Origin of the sequence: Roseiterribacter gracilis, from assembly GCA_018332375.1 — a bacterium.
GTDB lineage: Bacteria > Pseudomonadota > Alphaproteobacteria > BOG-932 > Roseiterribacteraceae > Roseiterribacter > Roseiterribacter gracilis.
The window spans coordinates 248,808-272,989 of record BOPV01000001.1 but is presented as its reverse complement, the minus strand read 5'-3'; the positions used below and the strand labels follow the sequence as shown (position 1 = coordinate 272,989).

The 24,182-nt window shown below is 63.3% G+C and carries 23 protein-coding genes; 10 read left to right on the top strand and 13 right to left on the bottom strand.

What is annotated here, in order from left to right:
- Positions 1–15: 15 nt before the first annotated feature.
- The 4 genes from TMPK1_RS01370 to TMPK1_RS01355 form a co-directional block, all read right to left on the bottom strand.
- Entirely contained in the window at positions 16–495 is a 480-nt protein-coding gene (locus TMPK1_RS01370) for a very short patch repair endonuclease (protein WP_420240942.1), read from the bottom strand.
- 82 nt (positions 496–577) lie between these two features.
- The gene (locus TMPK1_RS01365; protein WP_420240941.1) at positions 578–1,675 is read right to left on the bottom strand and encodes a hypothetical protein; all 1,098 of its coding nucleotides are present in this window, start codon (positions 1,673–1,675) and stop codon (positions 578–580) included.
- 178 nt (positions 1,676–1,853) lie between these two features.
- Positions 1,854–3,995: an elongation factor G gene (gene fusA / locus TMPK1_RS01360; protein ID WP_420240940.1), complete on the bottom strand. Its 2,142-nt coding sequence runs from the start codon at positions 3,993–3,995 to the stop codon at positions 1,854–1,856.
- A gap of 403 nt (positions 3,996–4,398) precedes the next feature.
- Positions 4,399–4,563, bottom strand: coding sequence for a hypothetical protein (locus TMPK1_RS01355; RefSeq protein ID WP_420240939.1), 165 nt, complete (start codon positions 4,561–4,563; stop codon positions 4,399–4,401).
- A 91-nt stretch (positions 4,564–4,654) separates the two neighbouring features.
- Here TMPK1_RS01355 and greB point away from each other — a divergent pair, with 91 nt between their 5' ends.
- A complete protein-coding gene (greB, locus tag TMPK1_RS01350) occupies positions 4,655–5,221 on the top strand; it encodes a transcription elongation factor GreB (RefSeq protein WP_420245601.1) in 567 nt (188 codons plus the stop codon).
- On the opposite strand, the gene TMPK1_RS01345 is transcribed toward greB, so the two are convergent.
- Both TMPK1_RS01345 and TMPK1_RS01340 read right to left on the bottom strand, forming a co-directional pair.
- Positions 5,218–6,249, bottom strand: a complete 1,032-nt coding sequence (locus TMPK1_RS01345; RefSeq protein WP_420240937.1) for a DUF5666 domain-containing protein — start codon at positions 6,247–6,249, stop codon at positions 5,218–5,220. The two genes, greB and TMPK1_RS01345, sit on opposite strands and share 4 nt — an antisense overlap.
- Positions 6,246–7,064 (bottom strand): DUF6502 family protein, encoded by an 819-nt coding sequence (locus tag TMPK1_RS01340; protein WP_420240936.1) that lies wholly within the window; start codon positions 7,062–7,064, stop codon positions 6,246–6,248. The genes TMPK1_RS01345 and TMPK1_RS01340 overlap by 4 nt, the downstream gene beginning before the upstream one ends.
- Positions 7,065–7,179: 115 nt before the next feature.
- On the opposite strand from TMPK1_RS01340, the gene TMPK1_RS01335 reads away from it, so the two are divergent.
- Positions 7,180–7,911, top strand: a complete 732-nt coding sequence (locus TMPK1_RS01335; protein ID WP_420240935.1) for a hypothetical protein — start codon at positions 7,180–7,182, stop codon at positions 7,909–7,911.
- Positions 7,912–7,913: 2 nt separating this feature from the next.
- Here TMPK1_RS01335 and TMPK1_RS01330 read toward each other — a convergent pair whose 3' ends face one another.
- Positions 7,914–8,936, bottom strand: coding sequence for a DUF4214 domain-containing protein (locus TMPK1_RS01330; protein WP_420240934.1), 1,023 nt, complete (start codon positions 8,934–8,936; stop codon positions 7,914–7,916).
- Positions 8,937–8,956: 20 nt separating this feature from the next.
- A complete protein-coding gene (locus tag TMPK1_RS01325) occupies positions 8,957–9,250 on the bottom strand; it encodes a hypothetical protein (protein WP_420240933.1) in 294 nt (97 codons plus the stop codon).
- 149 nt (positions 9,251–9,399) lie between these two features.
- Here TMPK1_RS01325 and TMPK1_RS01320 point away from each other — a divergent pair, with 149 nt between their 5' ends.
- A complete protein-coding gene (locus tag TMPK1_RS01320) occupies positions 9,400–10,359 on the top strand; it encodes an SbmA/BacA-like family transporter (RefSeq protein WP_420240932.1) in 960 nt (319 codons plus the stop codon).
- 5 nt (positions 10,360–10,364) lie between these two features.
- Entirely contained in the window at positions 10,365–11,483 is a 1,119-nt protein-coding gene (locus TMPK1_RS01315) for a threonine aldolase family protein (protein WP_420240931.1), read from the top strand.
- A 33-nt stretch (positions 11,484–11,516) separates the two neighbouring features.
- On the opposite strand, the gene TMPK1_RS01310 is transcribed toward TMPK1_RS01315, so the two are convergent.
- Together TMPK1_RS01310 and TMPK1_RS01305 are read right to left on the bottom strand one after the other, a co-directional pair.
- Positions 11,517–13,256 (bottom strand): DUF4214 domain-containing protein, encoded by a 1,740-nt coding sequence (locus TMPK1_RS01310; protein WP_420240930.1) that lies wholly within the window; start codon positions 13,254–13,256, stop codon positions 11,517–11,519.
- A gap of 101 nt (positions 13,257–13,357) precedes the next feature.
- Positions 13,358–13,966: an SET domain-containing protein gene (locus TMPK1_RS01305; RefSeq protein ID WP_420240929.1), complete on the bottom strand. Its 609-nt coding sequence runs from the start codon at positions 13,964–13,966 to the stop codon at positions 13,358–13,360.
- Positions 13,967–14,219: 253 nt separating this feature from the next.
- Between TMPK1_RS01305 and TMPK1_RS01300 the strand changes: the two genes are divergently transcribed.
- Positions 14,220–14,543: a hypothetical protein gene (locus tag TMPK1_RS01300; protein ID WP_420240927.1), complete on the top strand. Its 324-nt coding sequence runs from the start codon at positions 14,220–14,222 to the stop codon at positions 14,541–14,543.
- Between the two features lie 28 nt (positions 14,544–14,571).
- Here TMPK1_RS01300 and TMPK1_RS01295 read toward each other — a convergent pair whose 3' ends face one another.
- Together TMPK1_RS01295 and TMPK1_RS01290 are read right to left on the bottom strand one after the other, a co-directional pair.
- On the bottom strand, positions 14,572–15,651 hold the full coding sequence (locus tag TMPK1_RS01295) for a serine hydrolase domain-containing protein (RefSeq protein ID WP_420240926.1): 1,080 nt from the start codon (positions 15,649–15,651) through the stop codon (positions 14,572–14,574).
- Entirely contained in the window at positions 15,648–16,664 is a 1,017-nt protein-coding gene (locus TMPK1_RS01290) for an adenosine deaminase (protein ID WP_420240925.1), read from the bottom strand. The genes TMPK1_RS01295 and TMPK1_RS01290 overlap by 4 nt, the downstream gene beginning before the upstream one ends.
- Before the next feature lie 80 nt (positions 16,665–16,744).
- Between TMPK1_RS01290 and TMPK1_RS01285 the strand changes: the two genes are divergently transcribed.
- The 4 genes from TMPK1_RS01285 to TMPK1_RS01270 all read left to right on the top strand — a co-directional run bounded on the left by TMPK1_RS01285 (position 16,745) and on the right by TMPK1_RS01270 (position 22,386).
- A complete protein-coding gene (locus tag TMPK1_RS01285) occupies positions 16,745–17,317 on the top strand; it encodes a cysteine dioxygenase family protein (protein WP_420240924.1) in 573 nt (190 codons plus the stop codon).
- A gap of 2 nt (positions 17,318–17,319) precedes the next feature.
- Positions 17,320–18,456: a CaiB/BaiF CoA transferase family protein gene (locus TMPK1_RS01280; protein WP_420240923.1), complete on the top strand. Its 1,137-nt coding sequence runs from the start codon at positions 17,320–17,322 to the stop codon at positions 18,454–18,456.
- 123 nt (positions 18,457–18,579) lie between these two features.
- Positions 18,580–19,791 carry a sensor histidine kinase gene (locus tag TMPK1_RS01275; protein WP_420240922.1) on the top strand — a complete coding sequence of 404 codons (1,212 nt, stop codon included), beginning with the start codon at positions 18,580–18,582 and terminating at the stop codon, positions 19,789–19,791.
- A 150-nt stretch (positions 19,792–19,941) separates the two neighbouring features.
- A complete protein-coding gene (locus tag TMPK1_RS01270) occupies positions 19,942–22,386 on the top strand; it encodes a hybrid sensor histidine kinase/response regulator (RefSeq protein ID WP_420240921.1) in 2,445 nt (814 codons plus the stop codon).
- Here TMPK1_RS01270 and msrA read toward each other — a convergent pair.
- Positions 22,383–22,976 carry a peptide-methionine (S)-S-oxide reductase MsrA gene (msrA, locus tag TMPK1_RS01265; RefSeq protein ID WP_420240920.1) on the bottom strand — a complete coding sequence of 198 codons (594 nt, stop codon included), beginning with the start codon at positions 22,974–22,976 and terminating at the stop codon, positions 22,383–22,385. The two genes, TMPK1_RS01270 and msrA, sit on opposite strands and share 4 nt — an antisense overlap.
- Before the next feature lie 158 nt (positions 22,977–23,134).
- Here msrA and TMPK1_RS01260 point away from each other — a divergent pair, with 158 nt between their 5' ends.
- Positions 23,135–24,163: a sensor histidine kinase gene (locus TMPK1_RS01260; protein WP_420240919.1), complete on the top strand. Its 1,029-nt coding sequence runs from the start codon at positions 23,135–23,137 to the stop codon at positions 24,161–24,163.
- Positions 24,164–24,182: the final 19 nt, after the last annotated feature.

Genomic DNA, 24,182 nt, shown 5'->3' with positions numbered 1-24,182 from the left:
GAAAGCACCATAAGATCATTCGGTTTCGCGCACAGAGCGCCCTTGAACGTCAAGCGTAGAACGCCTAACTCGCGCAAGCCAAGTCGATATCATTCGCACTATCTGCGCCATCGGCAGAGCATGCGGCCCACGCAGGGCGCACTCCCAAACGACGGCAACTCTCCAGTCATCTGCACTCAGCATAGAAATCATACGCGCGTCACGGTCGACGTTTCTTTGAATCTTTTCGGCCCAGTATTCACGATTAGCCTGCGGTAATTTCGATCGTTTGCAGCCGTGCCCGTGCCAAAAACAACCATGCACGAAGATCGCCGCCTTGCGTCGGGAGAAAACAATGTCCGGTCTGCCCGGAAGGTCTGCGCCATGCAGACGGTAACGAAGTCCCGCTGCGTGGAGCGCCCTTCGCAATAACAATTCCGGCTGCGTGTCTCGCTGGCGGACCGCAGACATCACCCGACTTCGCTGCTCTTTAGTGAAACGATCAGCGCTCGTCATGTGTCAGCTCAACTCTGCTTAAGCAGCACTAAGCTTGCTCATTTAAACCCAACGACGCGGCCCCGTCGGAACACGCGCTTTCCTACGATCGCTTCTGACCTTTCCACATGGCGAGCACCTCTTGCCACTCTTCGAGTGTTGCATCGTTCTTCGCGAGATTGCAGCAGAGGTGAACGACGTGAAGATTCGCTGCATCGTAGCTCGAGTTTGCGCTATCGAGTCGATCGGGCGAGACTTGAAGCAGACGGTTGGTGGGCTGCGCTTCTATATGTCCGTAGCACAATCCGCAGAGTCCCTTCTGCGCTGACCATTTGTCTTGCAAGATTTGCATCGAAACTGGGAACGGCGGCCCCGTTCGAACTGGCCGCGCTCGCTCAATCAAATCGCCGCTTGCGCGAATGCGATTCTGCATCGACTTAGCAATCGCCATTAGATCGGAATAAATATCCTTGCCTTGCTCTCTGACTTCGCGCTGCAAGGAAATTTGATCTACATCGTCAAATTTCCACCACGCTCGAACCGGAGTCCCGCCTTCCCAACGGACCGCTCGCCCGATCCCCGCATATGCGAATGCGTCACGGCCATCTACACGCCAAAAGACATGCACGGAGAAAGCGCCGGAAAGCATGTCTTCAATGGTGCGCTGACCAAGCTGCGCATTCGCGCTGGCGCTCCACCGTAAAAGGTCATCTTCCCAAGCATTATCGTAGTCATGTCCGGTGCGAGCCGGGCGTCCGACGGTGCAAAAGATGAAGAAGCAGCCCGCATAAAACGTGTACCCATTCGGCCATGTCCCCGGAAGACGATCTGCTGGAACGCCGACTTTATTGATTACATCCTGGCGTGAGTAACGGTCGCCGATGCGGAACGAGCCTCTTAAATCCGCACCGTCTACAGCGGGATAGGCGACTGCTCGCCCACCTAGATTCCTCGACTCAACCGCAGCCAGCTTCCATCGCCCGCGCCCGTTTCGATCGAATACGTGTCGGCCGCGGAAGTTTCTGGAATCAGGAGAGTGATCTTCGATCGTCCGGCGAACGGTGGCATGCCACGTTGGGGTCAACTCGACACCTCCACGAAGCGCTGCGAGCGTATTCCAAAATTCAGGATCGCTGTACGCGACCTCGCCGCCGTGCGCTACAAAAGCGGTGCGAATATCGTCGAGCCAAAGATTCGGCATCTAAGCGACCAATTCAGTTGGACCGCTCAATACTTCTGCAGTGCGCAGAAGTTGGCAATGAAATGCATCGATGGCCTAAAGCGCCATAAATGAAGACGCCGGCCCCAAACAAAAACCCCCGCGGCTCGCGCCACGGGGGTTTTGCATTTCGCTCGCTCGAAGCGAGAAGCGTCGGCGGTTAGGCCGCCTTCTGCTTCCCGGCCACGATCTCGTCCTGCACGTTGCGCGGGACGGGTTCGTAGTGCGCGAATTCCATCGTGTAGCTCGCACGGCCCGACGTCATGCCGCGAAGCTGGCCGATATAGCCGAACATTTCCGACAACGGCACGGTCGCTTCGACCGCGATGTTGCCGCCACGCTCCAACTGACCGACCACGGTGCCACGACGGCGGTTCAAGTCGCCGATCACGTCGCCGAGATGATTTTCCGGCGTCACAACTTCGACCTTCATCACCGGCTCGAGCAACTGCGGACCAGCCAGCTTCATCGCTTCGCGGAAGCAAGCCTTGGCGGCGATTTCGAACGTCAGCGCGTTCGAGTCGACGTCGTGGTACTTGCCGTCGACCAGAGTCGCGCGGAAGTCGACCGTCGGATAGCCGGCGAGCACGCCGTCTTCCTTCTGCACTTCCAGACCCTTGCCGACCGACGGGATGTATTCGCGCGGAACGTTGCCGCCGACCACCTTGTCGACGAACTCGAAGCCAGCACCACGCTCGCGCGGTTCGAAGATTATCTTCACTTCGGCGTACTGGCCCGAACCACCGGTCTGCTTCTTATGCGTATAGACGTGTTCCACCGTGCGCGTGATCGCTTCGCGATACGCCACCTGCGGACGGCCCATATTGCCTTCGACGCCGAACTCGGTGCGCATACGGTCGAGCGTCACTTCCAGGTGCAACTCGCCCATGCCGCGCAGAATGGTCTGGCCGGTTTCGCGATCGGTCTCGAGACGCAAGCTGGGATCGGCGCGAACCATCTTGCCCAGCGCCATGCCGAACTTTTCCTGGTCGGCCTTCGACTTCGGTTCGACCGACACCGAGATGACCGGATCCGGGAAGCGCATACGCTCGAGGATCACCGGCGCGTTGGCGTCGCACAGCGTGTCACCGGTTTCGGTTTCGGCGAGCGACACGAAGGCGACGATGTCGCCGGCGCGTGCTTCTTCGATCGGGTTCGGTTCCTTGGCGAACATCTCGACCATGCGGCCGATCTTTTCGCGCTTGCCGCGCGTGCTGTTCACCACCGACATGCCCTTCGAGACCACGCCCGAATAGACGCGCACGAAGGTCAGCGCGCCGTAGACGTCGTTGATCACCTTGAACGCCAGGCCCGAGAAGGGCTCGTCGTCCGAGCAGTTGCGGTGGCCGGTTTCGTTACCGTCTTCATCGACGGTCGCGATCGCGGGCACGTCGGTCGGCGCCGGCAGGAAGTCGACGACCGCGTCCAGCATCTGCTGCACGCCCTTGTTCTTGTACGAGCTGCCGCACAGGACCGGCGTGAAGGCGCCGTTCAGCGTGCCCTTGCGGATGCAACCGCGCAGCACGTCGGCCGACGGGGCTTCACCCGATTCCAGATACGCTTCCATCGCCGCGTCGTCCTGCTCGAGCGCAGTGTCGATCAGCTCCTGGCGGTACTTGGCGGCGTCGGCGAGAATTTCGCGATCTTCCGCGACGTCGATCTTGAGCTTGTCTGCGAGATCAGCCGTGACCTCGAGGCTGTCCCACTTCGCGTCCTTGTCGTCCGAATTCCAGACCAGCGCCTTGTTTTCGACGAGGTCGATCATGCCGCGGAAATTGTCTTCCGAGCCGAGCGGGATCTGGCACACCAGCGGGCGCGCATTCAGACGGTTTTTGATCATGTCGACGCAACGACGGAAGTTCGCGCCGCTACGGTCCATCTTGTTGACGTAGCACATGCGCGGAACGCTGTAGTTGTCCGCCAGACGCCAGTTGGTTTCCGACTGCGGCTCGACGCCGGCGACGCCGTCGAACACGACGACCGCACCGTCAAGCACGCGCAGCGAACGGTTCACTTCGATGGTGAAGTCGACGTGGCCTGGGGTGTCGATGACGTTGATCTTCTTGCCGCGCCAGAAGCAGGAGACCGCGGCCGACTGAATCGTGATGCCGCGCTTCTGTTCCTGTTCCAGATAGTCGGTCGTCGTCGACGTCTTCATGTCCTTGGTATTATGGACGTCGATGATCGTGTGCTTCTTGCCTGTGTAATACAGGATGCGTTCGGTCGTCGTCGTCTTGCCGGCGTCGACGTGCGCGATGATGCCGATGTTGCGGATGTCAGAAAGCGGCGTTGTACGAGCCATAGCGAGACGGACCCTTCAGAGCGTTGCGGTCCTCAACAAACAAGGACCCGGACATGCGAAACGGCGCGTGCAACCCTTCAAGTGGGATCGCGCCGCGCCGATACTTTGATGCGCGCCCCGGTTAGCCCTGCGATCCGTTGGAATCGGTTGGCCTCGTCGCGCGCGCCCCTGATACCCGAACAGGCTTACCGTTCCTATAAAGAACTGCAGTTCGGCCCATGCCTGCGGCCACAAGCGCACAGCACAAGGGACGGACACGGGGTCAGAGAGAGGGCGCTATGTGGGCCAGCGAGACGTAATCTGAAAGAGCGAAGTGGTGCGGCGGCCTGTCGCGGACAGCGATAAAACCGGCGGAAAGCCTGGAGAAACCCGCGCCGAAGCCTGCCAAATCCGGGCCCGAACCTCAGGCCTGGACGTCGATATCCTTGCCGTTGTCCTTGGGACCGGCCGGCTTTACCGGCGGAGCATCGGAGTCAGCCTTGGCGGGCGGCGGCGGCGGATCGGGCTGCTGCGCCACCTGGGTCGGGGGCGCCTGCGTGGCAACCGATAGCGAGGTGGTGCTGTCCATGACCAGGACGGTGCGCTTCGGGTCGCCCAAAGTACAGGACGAACATGGGGAGCTGCCCGCGCGTTGGGTCTCCAAACAGCAGGCGGAATTGATGAGCAAGGCCTTCACGCGCGAAGACGCCGGCACGCCGGAGGAAGAGGACGACGACGTCGCCCTTCCGGCCCTGCCCGCAGGCGCCAAGAACTACATCACGCCGGCTGGCTGGCAGCGCATGCAGGACGAGCTGAAACAGCTACGTCGCGTCGAACGTCCGAAAGTCGTCGAGGTGGTGAGCTGGGCGGCCGGCAACGGCGACCGGTCCGAGAATGGCGACTATCTCTACGGCAAGAAGCGGCTGCGCGAGATCGACCGCCGCATCCGCTTTCTCGGCAAGCGGCTGGAGATCGCTGAGGTCGTCGATCCCGACAAACAGACAAGGCACGACCGCGTCTTCTTCGGCGCCACCGTCACCTATGTCGCGACCAGCACCGACAAGGAACACACGGTCACGATCGTTGGCGCCGACGAAGCCGACACCGAACGCAACCGCATCTCGTGGCTGTCGCCGGTTGCACGCGCGCTGCTCAAAGCCGAAGTCGGCGACGAAGTTGCGGTGCAGACGCCCGGTGGTCGCGAGACGCTGGAAGTTCTCCGCATCCGCTACGACAAGATCGACTAGCGCTTTCCTGGAAGCAGGCTCGAATTGCCTGGGCCCGCCGGTACCGGCGGCGCTGCCGGCGGCGGCGTGAACGGCAGATCGGGCGGCAGCGTCGGCAAGGCCGGCTCGGTCCGTTCGCGCGGCGGCGCTTCGATCCGCGCAGCACGCCACGAACCGTCGGCTGCGCGCGTACCTTCGAGCACGACGCGCTGTCCCGGACGCAGCAAGGTTGCGTTGCGCACGATCGTGCTGCCGTCGAGTTTGAACGTCGCGCCTTCGATCGTCACCGCGTCAGGACGCACGTCGTTGCCGACGATGCCTTCGATCGACAGATCGGCTGCAACCGTTTCGGCAAGCGGCTCCCAAAGCTGCACTTCGGTCGCGCTACGCGTCGGCATGTCGACTGCCGCAACGACGACGCGGCCGATCCAGTCGGGCGCGACGCGCGCAGCAACGCGCACGCCATGCACCGCAAGCGAACCGTCGGCAGCCGGCGTCAGACGTCCGCGCAATGCCGCGCGCATGCCGGCCGGCGCACGTTCGATCCGGGTTGCGCGCAGCGCGCCGTCGGCTTGTTCCAGCCCGTGCACGATCAGCATCGTGCCGGCGGTGACGTCGGCGAGTTTCACCCCGTCTTCGACGAACGAGCTGCGATCGATCAGAATTTTCTGCCCCAGCACGGTCAATTCGCCTTTGGCGTACGGCTTGTCGACCGGACCGGTCAGCGCCGGCACAACGTCGACGCGACCCGCGGTCATGCGCTCGGCGATTGCAGCGGGCGCGTAAACACGCACCGTCTGGCCCAGCGCCAAGCCGCTCATGTCCGACACGTCGACCACGACGTCGTTCACATGCACGCTGCCGAACTTGACGATCGTGCCGATGATGGTGGTGCCGATCGGTTTGGTCGTGCCGCCCGGAACCGGACGCGGTGCCGGCGTTGCCGGCGGCGGAACGTAGGTGCCGCCGATGCCGCGATCAGCACCCGCCTCGCCCGCAAACAACAGAACGAGCCAGGCGAGCAGACAGAACAACCAGGCGCGTTTCATTCTCCGTCCCCATCCGTCGAGGCTTGCGACGCGTCGAACCAATAGATGCCGAAGGTGATGCGCTGCGTCGCGTCGGCTGCGCCGTCATCCTGCGTCGCTGCCGCCAGCGCTTCTTTGTTGAGACGTGCCAGCGCGCGCGCACCGACCTCGTCGGCCATCTTGCGCAAGCGCGACACCGATTTCGGCGTCAGCCCGTCATAGAAGACCGCACCGTCGAGGCGCGGCGTATCGGTGCCGCGCAGATTTGCGGCGCTGGCTTCGACATGGTCGCGAAGGTTGCGACCGAAATACCAGACCATGCGTTCGAGATCGGCGCCGGGTGCCAGCGCACTTTCATGCAGCGCGACCAGCCCGTCTTCCTGCTGCACGAGCAGACCGCGCGCGATCCAGTCGTCGAGCACGGCGCGCGGACGCACGTCGCGACTGACCGATTCAACCAGCAATGCGAACGACGGCTCGCCCGCCGGTGCGGCGAAGGGCAACGGCTTGGGCACGCCGGCTTCATCGACCGTGTCGTCGCGGCCCAGCCACACGCCCATCACCCGTGCCGCCATCGACACGCGCTTGGGCGCGTGGTCGGGCGCCGGTGCCGCTTCGAGCAGGCGGCGCACATCCTTGCGGTGCAGGCCGGTGGCGACGCTGATCCGGCTTTGCGTCGCCTTGTCGCCGAATTCGGCCTTGGCGGCGTCGACATAGAGTTCTTTGAGCAGCTCGACCAAGGCCGGCAGGGCAACGCCACGCAGCATCAAGAACCGCACCAGCGGTCGAAGGGCGACGCGGATGGCGCGCAACAAATGCTCGGTAGCGACAGACATCGTCTTCGGCCTATAGCAGAGCCCGAGTCCGCGTGGGACCCTTGCCCACGATTCGCGAGCTCAAATATTGTCCGGCCGGAATTTGATGCGCGCGCCCGCTTTTCTTGCCTGCCTTTTGCTTTTCGGCCTTCCGGTCGACCTCGCCGCGGCCACCGAGCTCGAACTCGCGCCGTTGGTCGACGTCGCGCGTGGCCGCTATGGCTACGACGAAACCACGACCAGCTGGTCGAACCTGGTCACCGCGACGGTGCGCGAAGGCGCCTACGCGTTCGAAGCCACCAGCGGCTACGTGGTCGTGAACGGTCCGGCGGCAGCCGGCACGCAAGGAGCTGTCGGCGGGGGGACGCCCTTTGCGCACCGGCGCACCGGCCTCGCCGACACCGTGATCGGCGCCAATTGGCGTGATCAGGTGAGCGAGCGGCTTTGGTTGCAAACCGGACTTGAACTGAAACTTCCGACCGCCGACGCGACGCGTGGTCTTGGCACCGGTGCGGTCGACGGCACGGCGCGCCTGCGCGCGGCCTGGCTGGGCTGGCGCGTCACGCCGTTCATCGACGGCAGTTTCAGCGTGCTCGGCAGCAGCAACGAGGTGCAGCCGCGCGACACTGCGTGGAGCGCCGGCATCGGTGCCGCGATGCGCTTCGAAGCAGGCTTCTCGGCCGGACTCTACGGCGAGATCCGTCAACCGGTCGTGGTCGACTCGCGTACCGTGCAGTCGGTGATGTTGTTCGGTGAAACCGCGCTCACCGACACGCTGTCCGTGTCGGCGTGGGCAGCGCTCGGCACCGGCACGCTTGCGGTCAAGCAACGTGCCGGCCTGCGACTGACCTGGCGAACCGCCGGCTAAAATCACGCGATGCCGACTTCGGCAACGAAGAGCTGACCATCGGTTCCGGCGCGGCCGACCACGGCGACATGTTCGGCCGTATCGGCGAAGGCAACCAGCATCGATGCGCGCGACATGCCGTGCGCCAGCGCATCGAGCTGCACGGCGCGGCCGCCATCGTCCGCAGCGCGATGCAACACGACGCGATACAGCGCGTCGACGAAGGCGGCGTCGCTCTGCACGTTGCCGTAGGCGCGTTCGAACGGCAGCGACTGCATCAACGCCGACATCAACGCTTCGCGCGGCACGCCATTGTCGAGCGACTCGCGCAGCGACAGAATCGTGCCTTCGAGCGGCGTGGTGCCGAACGCAGCGTGCACCATGCGATAGGCTTCGGCGCCGTTGGCACCCTGGTCGAGCAGCACGATACCGTCGCGCAGTTCGACCCGTTCGACGTTGCGCAGATAGAGACGCTCGCCATTGGCGTCGAACACGCGCGTGCCGGCGACAAGAAGCTCGGCCGGATTGGGGGCCGCTGCATTGAACTGCGAAAAGAAGACGTCGGGGATCACCGTGTCGCGTCCGGCATTGCCGTCGACGAAATCACTGGTGCCGCCGGCGGTCACAATACGGTCGCTACCCTGCGTACCGATGATGTTGTCGACCGATGCCCGACCGCGGATGGTCGCGTTTTCGATCGTGAGCGCGCTGAAATCCATGCCGCCCGCACCCGCGATCTGCACCACGTTGAGGCCGCCGCCGAGATCGATATGCGTCACGCCCGCAAGCCGTTCCTGACTCACCACCAGCGCGTCGTCGCCGGTCGAACCTTGGATCGTCTGCAAGCCTGACAGGTTGCGCGGCGCGGTGAGGTCGTACGTGCCGGCCGCGGTCAGCTGCATCGTGCGGCCGCCGATCGTCATTTGAATGTCGTCACCCGCATTCAGCGTGCCGGGTGCAACGACCAGCGTGTCGACCGGCATGCCTTGCGGCACGACGTCGTTGCCGGCGGTCAGCGTGACGATGAAGGGCAGAATGTCGGCCATGGTGTTGTCTCCTGTGTCCTTCAGCGCGCTGCGAGGCGCGCGAGGTTGTTCAAAGCAATCAGCACGTCGTTCAGCGTCGCAGCGCGCACGCTGAGCCCGCGTTCGGGCATCGCGCCCACCACCTCGGCGCCGAGACGCGCGAAGTGGAATCCGTTGGTGCCGTCCTCGGTAATCGCGGCCCACGGCGTCCCGTCATCGGCAGCGCCGAGCGTCAACACGCGACCGTTGCCGACCATCGAACGAAGCTGATCCAGCTCGTCCATGCGCCAGCCGATCGTTCCGATCGCCGCAGCCACCCCAACCCGGGAAGTCATGCTCGCCCCGTTCTGTTTCTGCGTGGGATTTTTTCCCACATCGTTGGGGCTTTGTATGTGGGAGCTTTACCCACGTCAAGTGCCCCGGTAACGCGGGGGCTGGCTTCGCCAACTTGTGAAAGCCCGGCAGCCCGGGCAGAGGAACGCGCATGAGCAAGAGCCCGACCGCGATCGCGACCGCCCGGCGCCTGGCCGCGCGGCTGCGCGTGACGCCGGGCGCTGCCGCCTGGGGCTTGGGCATCGTCGGCGCGACGCTCGCCATACTGGCGATCAACGTCGCGGTGAACCGGTGGAACGCGTCCTTCTACGCGGCGATCGAAGCGCGCGACCGCGATGGGTTTCTCGACGGGCTGTGGATGTTTTCGTTGCTGTCGCTCGCCTTCGTCGGCGCGTCGGTGCTGCAGGTCTGGTCGTTGCAGTCGCTGCAATGGCGGTGGCGGCGCGTGCTGGTGCGCGAAACCCTGCCCCGCTTCGCCGATCTGGCGCGCAGCTTCATCGACAATCCCGATCAGCGCGTCGCCGAAGATCTGCGCCTGTTCACCGGCGGTATGCTGCAGCTCGGCATCGGCGCCTTGTCGGCGCTGGCCTCGGCGATCTGGTTCGGCACCGTCTTGTGGCGCCTCACCGCGACCAGCACCGGTTCCTTGCCGCCCGCCGTGCTGCTGCTTGCAGCGTTGCTCTACGCACTGCTCGGCGTCGGCGCGGTTGCGTGGGTTGCAGCACCGCTGGTTCCGCGCGGCGCGCGCCAGCAAGCGCTGGAAGCAGATTTCCGCGCCGCGCTGATCGAAGCGCGCCAAACACCGGATACCGCGCGGCCGGCCCGGCTGGGTCGCATTCTCGATCGCGCGCTGCGCAACTTCGCATCGATCGTTTCGCGCCAGCGCGGTCTGACCTTCGTCGCAGCGACGCATCTGCAGCTGGGGACAATTTTACCGGTCGCGCTTGCAGCACCGTCCTATCTCGCCGGCGGCGCCGATCTGGGCGGCATGATGCAACTTGCGTCGTCGATCGAGCAGGTTGCGGTCGCACTGGCCTTCCTCGTTCGCAGCTGGTCTGACATCGTCGAGCTGCGCGCAACTTTGCGCCGACTCGCACCTTTGGAGTTTTGATCGTCATGCAGCGTCGGATGTTTTTGCAGAGCCTCGCAGGCGCCGCAGCACTTCCGGTTCTGGCGCAAGCACAGCAAGCGCCGCAACCGACCTTCCCGCCTGTCGACGAGCGTTCGGTCTGGCTGGTCGGCGACAGCGCGCCCGCGGATCCGGTGCGTCTTACGGCGCGTCTCGCCGAACTGACCGCAAAATTCGATAAGGCTCGCGACGGCTATCTTGCCGGTGGCGCGGTCGAAGCGTTGGAGAAGCGCTTCGCGAGCCTGCTCAACAAAGAGTCGTGCGTGTTCTTGCCGACGGGCTCGCTCGCCAATCACATTGCGGTGCGTGTGCTGGGCGGCGAGCGGTCGCGCATTCTGGTGCAGCACGAAAGCCATCTCTATCGCGACGAATATGATGCGGCGCAGCTTCTGTCGGGCTTGAACCTGGTGCCGTTGGCGAAAGGCCAGGCACAGGTAACGCTCGAAGAATTGAAACTGGCGGTCGACGAAGCCGAGAACGGCCCGCACGCGCTGAAAGTCGGCGCCATGTCGATCGAAAGCCCGGTGCGCCGCCACAAAGGCGAGATGGTCGAACCGGCAACGATGAAAAACCTCGCCGCCTTTGCGCGCGAGAAGAATATCCGTCTGCATCTCGACGGCGCGCGCTTGCTGCTGGCGCCGCCGGAATTCGACCGCAACGCCTATGTCGCGCTGTTCGATACGGTCTATGTGTCCTTGTACAAATATCTCGGCGCGCCGTTCGGTGCGGTGCTGGCCGGCAGCAAAGCCGACATCGACAAAGCGCGCGCACTGCGTGACCGGTTCGGCGGCACGATCTATCAGGGCTGGATCAGCGCCGTACTGGCGCTGGGTGCGCTCGATGATTTCGAAGCGCGGATCGCCAAGAGTCACCAGGCCGCGCGCAAGCTGTTTGCCGCGATCGATGCGAAGGTAAAACCCAACGCGAGCGGCTCGAACATCTACACGCTGACCTTGCCGCCCAAGATCGCGACCGGCGTGTTCGACCGCATGCGCGAAGCGGGCGTACGGATGCAAAAGCCCGACGCCAACGGCAATGTCGACGTCTATGTCAATGAGACGATTCTGCGCCGTCCGGTCGACGAAATTCAAAAGTTGTTCGGCTAAGCCGAACGCGGCAAAAACTCTTCGGCTAGCGCTTCAGCCGATCTGATACAGCCACGACGCCGTCAGCGCTTTCTGTTCGGCTGAGTTGGCGAAGTTCGCCAGCAGCGACGCGCGCTCCAGACCGGCATTGAGCGCGTTGACCTGCACCTGCAAGCCGGCCGCATCGGGGTCGCGGCCCAGCGCCGTTTTATAAAGCGCCGTGACATAGGCGGTGTTGTCGGCGGTGGCGAAGTGCGATTGGCCTTCGGGGCTATTCAAGAAGGCGCGCGCCAGGTCCAGCAGCGACGTACCCGCGTCCGACGCATGCGCTTGCGCGGTCATGCCGCCCACATCGGGCGTGCGGCCGAACGCGCTCGTATAGAGGCGCGCCACGGCTGCTTGTGACGGTCCCAGCAGGAATAGCGTTGAGTCGCTGAACTGCAGGAACTCGACGCCGGTGATCGTGTCGCCGGTCGAGGTCAAAGTCGCACTGGAGTTCGAATAGGACGACAAGGTCACCGCGCCGGTGGTGCGGTTGACGGTGAAGTTCAATTCCGATTGCTGGCCGAGGAAGGCCGCAACGTCGTAGCCCGCTCCGCCATCGATCGTCTTGGCGCCGCTGCCGATAATGATGCGGTCGTCGCCGGCACCGGCTGCGATGCTGTTGTTGCCGTCCGGCGCAACGATCAGGTCGGCGCCGGCCGTGCCCGCAATCAATTCGCCGCTGCGTCCGGTTCCAGTCAGCGCTGTGCCGGCCGTCGGCGTTTCCGTGCCCTTCAACGTGTACCCCGAATGCAGCCCCGCAACCGGCAGCACTTCGAGAATATATTGCGCGCCCGCGGTCAGCGTCGCGGTGACGCTTTCGTCGGCAACGCCGCTGTGGCGCGAACTGGCGATGACGTTGCCGTTGATGTCGGTCAGCACCAGGTCGAGATCGTTGCCGAGGCCGGTCAGCGACCAGGTCGCGCTGCCGCTATAGTCGGCGGTGAATTTGAACCAGTCGCCGTTGCTGTCGGTGTTGTTGCCCACCGTGCCACTGGTACCGACCGGCAGATTGAACGCGGCGGCGGTCGCAACCGTATTGCCGGCGTCGGCGCTGCTGACCGGCCACAAGGCAGCCGGCAGGTTGTTGGCGATCTGGTCGGCAATGACGGCCGCGAAGCTGGTGGAAATCCGGATCGCTTCGTTGGTCGTGTCGCTTGCGTTGGACACGACGGCAACGATCGTCGATCCGACAAAGACCGGACTGCCCGATTGTCCGGGATAGACGTCGAGTGCGGTGGTGAAATCGAGCGCGGTCGCGGTCGAACGGTCGACGACGCCCGTCTCGGTCCACATCGTCGCGTTGGGTTTGTCGCCGGGATAGCCGCTGGTCGTCACCGTCGCGTTGGCATAGGCGTTCGCCGCACCGCCTGACGCGTAGCTATACCAGCCGGTGTAATCGCCCATCGGACGATCGATGGAGATCACCGCCGTGTCGTGACTGAAGTCGGACCCGCCGCCCGCGACCCAACTACTGTCAGCGACCCATTTGGTGCCAGCCGCCTGACCGTACGGCGTGATGTCGTTGCCGTTTGCAGCTGGTGTGACGAAAACAGATTTTGCGTAGCCGCCGTGCGCGGCGTCATACACGACGTGCCCCGCGGTCAGGACGGTATTGCGCCCGATCATGGCGCCGCTGGCGCTGGCACTGGCGCCGTCGGGAAACGTCACGACGATCGAAACGATCGCCTTGTATTGCGGCTGGACCGTGTTTCCAACCTGCACACGGTCATCGGTCCCAAGGATCGCCACGCCGCAACTCCCTCCTCACTGCAAGGCGAATTTATGCGGGCAAAGTCTGACGATCCAGTTGAGAAATTTTTCGCCCCGTTAACGCAGTGCTTGCACCAAGCTTATGCGTCTTTCTTTGCAGCATCGCGGCGACGGATTTTCTTCTTCTTGAGCAGCGAGCCGCGGCAGCGTTCCGCCCCGCAACGGCAGGCGTAGAATTTCTCAAGCTGCGCATCGAGACGCGCGCTGCCGGTCCGTTCGAACTGATAGTCGTAGGCCAGCTCTTCGCCGACTTTGATGTCGCGCAGCGCGTAGATCCAGATGCGGTTCTTTTCGTCGATCACTGCTTCGCAGTTCGGATCGCACGAATGGTTGATGTAAATCGCCTCGTTACCGTTCGAGCCGCCATCGACCACCAGATCCTCTTCAACGGTGAAGAGGAATGTGTGGTGCCGCTTCATCTTGGATTCGTCGTAGCGGCGATCTGCTTCTTCGCTGGAAATCTGCTCGCCGACATATTCGACGATGCGCTTTCCGGCGCGGATCGGCTTGATCGCGAAAGCGCCCGTGCCTTGGATCTCGGACCGGCGCGTTTCGAACAACAGGCCTTTTTCCTTTTTGGCCGGCTTCGGCGCAGCAGCCTTTTTCTCGGCCTTTTTGGCCTTCTTTTCCTTCTTGTCCTTCTTGGCGTCGGCCTTTTTGGCGTCCGCTTTCTTGACCTTGAGGGGCATGGTCGCGTCGGTCGATTTTTTGGCTTTGGCGGGCATGGTGATCCGTGCGTGAACGCAGAACGCAGCGGCAGAATTCCGTGCGCGGTTCGCTCGTGTACGGAGAAGCTGCGCCGTTGGGAAGCCCTGAGATTTTGCCGCAGCGGAAACCAGCAGAACGCCTGCTTGGCCGGCAGCGTTTGCTCGTTCACTGGGCGGCTTTTGCACGGTCTTTCTGGCCGTCGCCTGATCCCGCTTCGCTCGCTATACTGGCCCCATGACCGAGACACAGCCGAGCGCCGAGATCATCGATTCGGACCATTTCCAGGCGCTGCTCGCCAGCCGTGCCTTTGGCAAAGCCGCGTCGGAATCGCTCACCGTGGCGCTGGATCTGCTGGAAGGGCTGGGCGGCTTTGGCGGCCCGGTGGCGCAGCTCTCAGCCGACCTCGCCGAGCTGGCCGAATTGCTGCGCATGCCGCAGGAAGAAGTGCTGGCGAATGTCGAGACGATCATGGCGCTGGCCGTGCGCATCTCGGGCAGTGCCGAGCGGATCGACCGTCCCGCCAACGAAAATCAGGCGCCCAGCGACATCATCGAGTAGCTTGCGATGTTTTTCGTGTCCGCCGCGCTCAGCGCGTCGGCAGGACCAGCTTCGCGATCGTGTCGACCAGATCCAGTTCGGTCGTTACCTGATCGGCATTGACCAGCACCGCAATCGCAACTTGTTCGGCCGGATATAGACGGTCGATCGCAACATAGCCCGACGCACCGCCGACATGTTCGAGCGCCTTGTAGCCGTGCGGCTCGGGCGACTGGATGCCGAGCCCATACCAGAATTCCTTGCCGTCCTTGTAGAGCTGGCGGCGGAACATGTCGTCGTACGAGGCCGGCTGCAGCAGCGTACGGTGCAGCAAACTCAAATTGAACTTTGCCAGATCGCCGGCACTCATCGCGATCTGGCCGCTGGCATATTTCCACCCCGCTCCTTCCATCGGCGGCGTGCCCAAGCCGCCCCCCGGACGTGACGTATAGCCTTCAGGCAGCAACGGCCGCTGTGCCGGCGGAATGTCGACGTCGCGCACGCTGTGCATGCCGAGCGGAGCGAAGATCAAGCGGCGCATCGCTTCGAACAGCGAGCAATGCATGTGGCGCTCGATAATGAAACCGGCGGCCATAAAACCGGTGCTGCTGTAGCCAAACTTGGTGCCTGGATCGAGCGTTAGCGGCTTTGCGGCCCATTCGGCGAGGATCGTTTTCGGATCGCGGTCGCGCAGCATTTCGGGCCGCAAATTATTGTGCGACGGCCAATGATCGGCGAGACCCGACGTGTGAGTCAGCAGCTGGCGCACCGTGATCTCGTCGCCATGCGGCAAATCCGGCAGATGGCGCGACACCGGATCTTCCAGCGCCACAAGCCCCATCTCGGTCAGACGCAGCATCGCGGTTGCGATGAACATCTTGGTGATCGAGCCGATCGGAATGATCTCGTCACGGCGGGCGCGGATGTTGCGCTCGAGGCTCGACAGACCATAGGCCTGCACATAGTGCAGCTTGCCGTCGGTGATCAGCGACAGCCAGCAGCCCGGCACCTTGTCGCGAGCCATCGCCGACCGTACCTCGGCGTCGATACGTTGGTGCAGCGATTGCGCTGCCTGCGCCGGCAGCGCGACCAGCGCGCCGGCCCCTTGCAGAAAGTACCGCCGCTTCACGCGTGCGCGGCGGCGTAGCGATCGATCGCAGCGAGATGCTTGTCGATCGCGTCCTGCGGCAGAAACGAACCGGTGAAGCTGTTGCGTGCCAAGGTAAGGACGTCGTCGCGCGTCAAGCCGATCGGCTCGATCAAGGCAGTATAGTTGGCGCCGACATAGCCGCCGAAATAGGCCGGGTCATCCGAATTCACCGTCGCGCGCAGGCCGAGCGCCAACATGCGTTTCAATGGATGCGCACGCAGGTCGGGCGTCACGCACAATTTGTGGTTCGACAGCGGGCACACGGTCAGCGTCATGTTGCTTGCGACCAGCCGTTCGACCAACGCCGGGTCTTCCAGCGCACGATTGCCGTGATCGATCCGGTCGACCTGCAACAGATCGAGCGCTTCATGCACATAGGCGGGCGGCCCCTCCTCGCCCGCATGCGCGACGCGCTTCAATCCCTGTGCTGCCGCAGCAGCAAAGACGCGCGCGAATTTCGACGGCGGGTGTCCGACTTCAGACGAGTCCAAGCCGACTGCTTCGATCCGGTCGAGATAGGGCTCGGCGTCTTTGAGCGTCGCGAAGGCCGCGTCTTCGTCGAGATGGCGCAGGAAACACAGGATCAGTTTCGAGGTCATGCCGAAGTCGCGTTCGGCCGCCGCCATGCCAGCCAACAACCCGTCGGCCACAGTCGCGAACGGAACGCCGCGATCGGTATGGGTTTGCGGATCGAAGAAGATTTCAGCGTGCACGACGCCGTCGGCATGGGCGCGGCGGAAATAGGCCAAGGCAAGATCGCGAAAATCCGCTTCGGTCAGCAACACCTGCGCGCCGGCGTAATAGATGTCGAGAAAGTCCTGTAGCCGCGAAAATTCATAGGCGGCGCGGATCTCTTCGACCGATTTGTACGATAGGTCGACGCGGTTGCGGCGCGCGAACTCGAACATCTGTTCGGGCTCGAGACTGCCCTCGATATGCAGATGCAGCTCGGCCTTGGGCAGACCGCGAATAAAACCAGCCAGATCGGCCATGATTCCTCCTGTTCGATGGCGAATCTAGCGATGCTCGGCACGCTTGTCCTCACCACCGTTCCGACGCGACACTGCTGGCCATGAGCCTCGAACCACTCCGCCACGCCGTCGCCGGCTTTACCCGGCTGGTTGACTCCACGTCCGACGAAGCCCGCCTGCTTGCCGAAGGTCGCACGCTATTGGGTGCGTTGGTTGCCGACGACAATTGGCTGCCCGATCTCTATGCCGAGCCCAATCCCGAGCGCTACACGCAGTATCTGCTGTGGTGCGATCCGTTGGAGCGCTTCTCCGTCGTCAGTTTCGTCTGGGGCCCAGGCCAGACGACGCCGGTGCATGATCACACGGTCTGGGGTCTGGTCGGCGTGCTGCGTGGTGCAGAATCCTGCACCGGCTGGTCGCGCAGCGCCGACGGCAAGCTGCTGCGCGGCGACACGCATATTCTCAAAGCCGGTTCGGTCGACGCGGTGTCGCCGACGATCGGCGACATGCACGAAGTCGCCAATGCGCGCAGCGACGCACCGTCGATCTCCATTCACGTCTACGGCGCCAATATCGGCCGCGTGCACCGCCACGTGTACAAGCCGGACGGCGAAGTGAAATCGTTCATCAGCGGCTACACCGAGCGTCCGTTGCCGAACATCTGGATCGATTGAGCATGCTTCCTTTGCAAGGCGTTCGCGTCATCGAGTTTTGCGAAGTCGCGTCCGGACCGTTCTGCGGCATGCTGCTCGCCGATTTCGGGGCCGACGTAATCAAGGTCGAGAAGAGCGACGGCGGCGACGCGTTGCGCCAATGGCCGCCGCTGAACCACGGCGACAGCGAGAATTTCGCCTCGCTCAATCGCAACAAGCGTTCGATCGCGCTCGACCTCAAAGATCCGGCGCAGCGCGACATTGCACGACGCCTGTGCCTGTCGGCCGATGTGGTGCTGGAGAATTACCGGCCGGGCGCGATGGCGCGCAACGGGCTCGGCTATGCCGACTTGTCGCCGGAAAAGCCGTCCTTGGTGATGGCCTCGATCTCGGCCTACGGACAAGAAGGTCCGCGCGCCAACGAAGGCGGCTTCGACGTCGTCATCCAGGCGGTCGGCGGCATTATGAGCGTGACCGGCGAAGCTGACTCCGATCCGGTCAAATGCGGCGTGCCGGTCAGCGATTTCAGCGCTGGCCTCTACGCCGCCTTCGCGATCGTCACCGCGTTGCGTCACGCCGAGGCGACCGGACAAGGCGCGCATCTCGACATTCCAATGCTGGGCACCACGCTTGCCATCGCCGCGCTGCAGACCAGCGAGTATTTCGGCACCGGCAAAAGCCCGCGTAAACTTGGCTCGGCACATCCACGCAACGCGCCCTATCAGGCGTTCCGCGCGCAGGACGGATTCTTCGTGCTGGCAGCGGGAAACGACAAATTGTGGCGATCGGTTTGCGAGATGGTTGCGCTACCGGAGCTGGTCGGCGACTCGCGCTTCATCGATACGACATCGCGCTGCACCAATCAGGCTGCTCTCAAACACTTGCTCGAATCTGTCTTCAGAATGCGGACAAGCGCGCATTGGATCGAACAATGCGCAATGCGCGGAATCCCCTGCGGTCCAATCAACGATTATGCAACGGCGTTGGCAGATTCGCAGGTTGCAGCGACTGAGCTCGTGCAAGACCTCGATCTTCCGAACGGTGCGCGTACGAAAACCGTCGTTTCGCCGCTGCGGTTTGGCGAAACGCAATTCGGCGTGCGTCGCCGGCCGCCTGCGCTGGACGAGCATCGGACTGAGATCCTGTCCGAACTTCCATAAAAGCCCACACGCAAGGCGATAGGACGCGCCCAATTTTTTCGCGACGTACGCGTAATCTTGTTATTTCAATAGACCGTTCACCTCTTCTGTCGTCACGTATCCTGCAAAAAGCGGGAGGACGGCATGGAATGGCTCGATCGGCTACTGCGATCGGACGGGCTGGTTCCACACGGCTATTGCCTGATTTGGGATCCGGTGTTGTTGACGATGCAGGTCGGCGCCGATGCGCTGATCGCGCTGTCGTATTTTTCGATTCCAATCGTGCTTGCCATCATCGGGCTGCGCCGCCGCGATCTCGGCCTGCGCGGCCCGTTGTGGTTGTTCGTGGTCTTCATCCTGACCTGCGGCATCACCCACGTTTTCGAAATCGCGACGTTGTGGGAACCGATCTACGGTCCACAGGCACTCGCCAAAATGACCAACGCCGCCGTCTCGCTGGTGACCGCGATTGCGTTGTGGCCGCTTCTGCCGAAGGTGCTGGCGTTGCCGAGTCATGCCGCCTTGCAACAGGCCGAGCAGCGTGCGCTCGCCGCCAACGACGATCTCGAAGACAAGATCGAAAAGCGCACCGCCGAGCTGGTCGAGACCAACACCGAGCTGAAAAACGCCAATGCGGTGAAGGCGCGCTTCCTCGCGCATATGAGTCACGAGCTGCGCACGCCGCTGAATGCGGTGATCGGGTTTTCCGACTTGGTGCTACAAGAGCCGTGCGGCCCGGTGCCGCCGAAATATGCCGAGTATCTGCGCGACATCAATCGCAGCGGTCAGCATCTACTGTCGCTGGTCAACGAGATCCTCGACTACGCCAAGATCGAAGCCGGTCACGTCGAAACCGTCACCGAACCAGTGGTGCTCGATACGCTGATCCAAAGCGTGCTGACGATGCTGGGACCGGTCGCTGCGCATGCCGAAGTCGAACTCGAACACGATCAGCGCGGATCGTTGCTCGCGCTCGGCAATGAAGGACAGTTGCGGCAGGCGCTGATCAACGTGATCGGCAACGCAATCAAATTCTCGCCGCGCGGCAGCGTGGTGACGGTGGGTGCGTTGCTGAATGCATGCGGCGCCGTCGAAATCACCACCACCGATCAGGGTTGCGGCATTGCTGAGCAAGACGTGACGCGGGTGCTGGAGCCGTTCGTGCAGGTCAACTCGCAGCGCGGCGGCACCGGCCTCGGCCTGCCGATCAGCAAGCGGCTGGTCGAGTCGATGCGGGGGAAATTCGAACTGCGTTCGGTCGAGGCGGTCGGCACGACGGTCACGATCACCCTGCCCGAGGCGCCCGAGCCCGCGCCACTGCACCTGCAGCCGACGGCGGGTTTGCGGGCCGGCTGAATCCGCTAATGACAGGCCCGGCGCGTGCCCGGGCCTGTCGCGGCACGCGGGACGAGCACTCCGCTGAACAGCGGGCGAAGTGCATGTGAATATCGTGCAACGTCGTTGCGGGATTAACATCCCCCTTACGTTGCAAGATGAGGTTGCGGCATGGATCGCAACCCGCGCCCGAACCTTTGGCGCCGCGGCGCGCCGTTCTGGAGCGCTGTCCTTCTCGTTGCCCTCGCAATGGTGATCGTCGCGGTGCTCTGCGCGATCAATCGCGAAGAACGGCTCGCTGCGGCGGAACGTGACGTCGAGTCATTGGCCGATATCTTCGCCGAGCATGCCGATCGCGCTCTGCAAGGCATCGATCTGACGATCGTGGCTGCACGCGAGTCGGTGCAGGGTCTACGCTCCGACGACCCGCGCGACCGTGCGCTTGCCAAAACGAACTTGCAGCGGCTGGCGCTCGGCGTGCCGCAGGTTCGCATCATCGTCTGGGTCGACGCTCATGGTCAGGACGTCGCCGACAGCAGCGATTCGATGAACACACTGAATCTCGCCGACCGTTCCTACTTCGTACATCACGCCGGCATCGACGACGACGCACCGCACCTCAGCGAACCGGTGCTGGGCAAACGCACCAACCAGATCACGATGAACTGGTCGCGGCGGATCAATGCGCCGGACGGGTCATTTGCCGGCGTGATCGTAGCAGGCCTTGAGCCCGCCTATTTCGGACGCTTCTACAATGCCGTACGCCGCGAGCCCGGCGACTGGATCGGCATGTACCGCTTGGACGGGATTACGCTGGCGCGTTTTCCACAAACCGATTTTGTCGGCGCCACGCGCTCGAACGCGGTCCTGTTCACCGACCTGATCCCGGCCGCGCCCAAAGGCACCCGGCGCGATTATTCCGGCTTCACCGGCGTGCCACGCCTGTTTGCCTATCGCGTCAGCGAGATTTTCCCGATCGTCACCACGGCCAGCCGCCCGCAGACGCCGATCGAAGCGGCTTGGTTGCGCGCGACCGCGATTGCGGCTGCGGCGACATTGCTGATCGGCGGCCTGGCGTTGCTGTGCGTCTGGCAACTCGAACAACGCCGGCGTTGGATGGACGCGCAGGCGCGCGAAGCCGAGGCAAATGCCGCGTCGCGCGCCCGCTTTGTCGCCGTGATGAGCCACGAAATTCGCACGCCGTTGAACGGCATTCTGGGCTTCGCCGACCTGCTGCTCGACGGTGATTTGAAGCCGCAGGAAAAACACTGGGCCGCAACCATCCGCGATGCCGGAAATCTGCTGCGCGGCATCGTCAATGATGTACTGGATCTAGCCAAGATCGAAGCCGGCAAACTGGCTTTGCTCGACGCGCCGTTCGAACTGCGTCCGACGTTGGAATCGACCTTGGCATTGATGCGCCCGCTGGCCGATGCCAAACGTCTGGTGACGCGCGCCGAAATCGCGCGCGATCTGCCGGAATGGGTGCGCGGCGACGCGGCACGGCTGCGGCAGATCCTGCTCAACCTGCTCAGCAACGCGATCAAGTTCACCAATGAGGGCTCGGTCGAGCTGCGCTGCCGCGCGCTCGACGGTGAGCGCGTGCGGTTTGAAATCGCCGATACCGGCGCCGGCCTGACGCCGGCGCAAATCGCATCGTTGTTCAAGCCGTTCGTGCAGGTCGACAAGCTACCGTCGCAACGCATGTCCGGCACCGGGCTTGGTCTCGCAATCTCAAAAGATCTGGTGGAAAGCATGGGCGGTACGATCGGCATCGACAGCGCACCCGGCGTCGGGTCCATCTTCTGGTTCGAAATTGCGTTGCGCGCCGCGGCAGCGGTTGCGCGCGACGAGATCGCGGTCGAACCGGGTGCCAAAATCAGCAGTCTCAAAATTCTGGTCGCGGACGACGTTCCGACCAACCAACACCTGCTGCGCGCGCTGTTGATGCGCGACGGGCACCGCGTGCAAATCGTCGCCGACGGTCAGGCGGCGGTGAATGCTGCCAACGAACAGCGATTCGACCTGATCCTGATGGACGTCGAAATGCCGTTGATGGATGGTCTGCAGGCGACGCGCGAAATCCGCGCGCACGGCGGGCCGTCGGCCGAGACACCGATCGTCGCCGTCACCGCCAATGTGTTGCCGGAACAGATCGCGACATGCCGCAACGCCGGCATGTCCGACTATTTGAGCAAGCCGATCGATCGCGACGCGTTGAGCACGCTTCTGGCGCGCTACGCCCGAACAGTGACGGCGCCGGAAACGCCGCTTGCCAGCGACGCACCCGACACGCTGGCAAGAACGTTGGACGCGTTGCGCGGCCAGATCGGCGCTGCACCGACGCGCGAATTGGTGGCGCTGAGCCTCGCCCATCTCGAGCAAGTCAGCGCACGGCTCGACGCGCTGGCGCACGACCCCGTGACAGCCAGCGCCGAAGCGCATGCGATGACGTCGCTTGCAGGCAATCTCGGCCTGACCGAACTGGTCGATGCCAGCCGCGATCTATCCGAGCAGATGCGTACCCAGCACGGCGTGCCGCCACAGGCCTGGGCCCGTTTCAGCAACGCCGTGCAGACTGGATTGCAGGAACTTGCAGCGTCGGTGCAGATCTAGCTTTTGAGCAGATCCGGGCGCGCCTTCTTCAACTTCGCGACTTTGGGCGCCGCAGCCGCACGGATATAAGGCTGCTCCGGATTCAGCGCGGCGTAGTTGTGGTGATACGCCTCGGCTTCGAAGAATTCGACCAGCGGCGCGATCTCGGTGACGATGGCTGAATCGTAGAGCTGACCGATCTGCCGAATGTAGTTGCGCGTCACGTCGCGCTGTTCGTCATCGGAATAAAACACGACCGATCGATACTGACGGCCGATATCGTTGCCCTGCCGATCTTTTTGCGTCGGATCGTGCGCGATCGAGAAGAAAGTCTGCAGGATCGTGCCGAGACCAATCTTGGCGCGGTCGTAGACGATCTCGATCACTTCGGCGTGATCGGTCTTGCCGGTGCAAACGGTTTTGTAGTCGGCCGTCTCTTTGGTGCCGCCGGCATAGCCAGGCCGCACCGACTTGACGCCGTCGAGCTGCAGATACACCGCCTCGGTGCACCAGAAGCAGCCGCCGCCCAGCACAATGCGACGGTCGCCAGTGCCCGGCGCCTCGTCGCGTTCCGGTGCCGGCATTTCAAACGGATCGATTTTGAGGCCCATCGCTCGCTCTCTCTGTCACATCAATCTTGGAACGGTTCTAAAAACTAGTTGGCCGGACAGCCCCGTCAATCGCCGGTGATTTGCTCGCTGTCCGCCTCGCAGCTTGTTTAACGAAGGCCGCCCTTGAAGCCACGGCAGGAGCTTGCGACAAGCCGTCCGTGTCGCAACTGCCAAATCTGGGCTCTCACCGGCTCCTGCCACGCGCCGTCGATAAATGGCTGGGACGGCGTCATGTCGTCGTCTCGACCGGCCTGCTGGTGCTGTTTGCGGTCCTGGCGTCCGAACTGATCGTGCAGATCTTGTGGACGTTGATGCTTGGTCCGGTGCCGGACGGCACGGTGATGATCACGGCGATCGGTTGCACGCTCGTCTCACTGCCGATTATCGCGCACGCACAATCTGTCATCCGCCGAGCTGCACATGCAACGCGCGAAGCGCGCAAGCTTGCCGCCGAACTGCAGATCGCACGCGACGAAGCCGACGCCGCCAACCGCGCCAAAAGCTCGTTCGTCGCCACGATGAGCCACGAGCTGCGCACGCCGCTCAATGCGATTATCGGCTTCTCGGATTTGCTGGCCGGGCAACATGCGGGCCCGCTCGAACCGACGCAGCGCGAATATGTCGAAGACATCCGCAACGGCGCCGACCAGCTGCTGCGCATCATCAACGACATTCTCGACCTGGCAAAAGTTGAGGCCGGCGAATTCGCCTACGAAGAAGAAGACGTCGATCTATCGCATGTGCTCGACGCGTTGCAGCGCATGTTGCGGCCGTTGGCGGCGCGCGCCGACGTCAAGCTTGAGATTGCCGAGACCGCACATCTGCGTCCGTTTCTCGGCAACCGCCGACTGCTACATCAGGCTCTGCTAAATCTGCTGTCGAACGCGATCAAATTCACCCATGCCGGCGGGCGCGTGACCTTGACCGCCGACGCAAGCGTGCCCGGCATTCTCGCAATCGCGATTCAAGACACCGGCATCGGCATGAGCGCGGACGAGTTGCACGACGTGATGCGGCCCTTCCGTCAGGCGCGCACCGACCATGCGCGCCAACATCAGGGCACCGGTCTCGGCCTGCCGCTGGCGCGCGCGATGATCGAACGTCTGAGCGGGCGGCTGGTGTTAAGCAGCGAGCCCGGCGTCGGCACCTTGGCGCAGATCACAATCCAGACGCGCACGCACGGTTGAGTGTTGCTCAGTTGTGCGG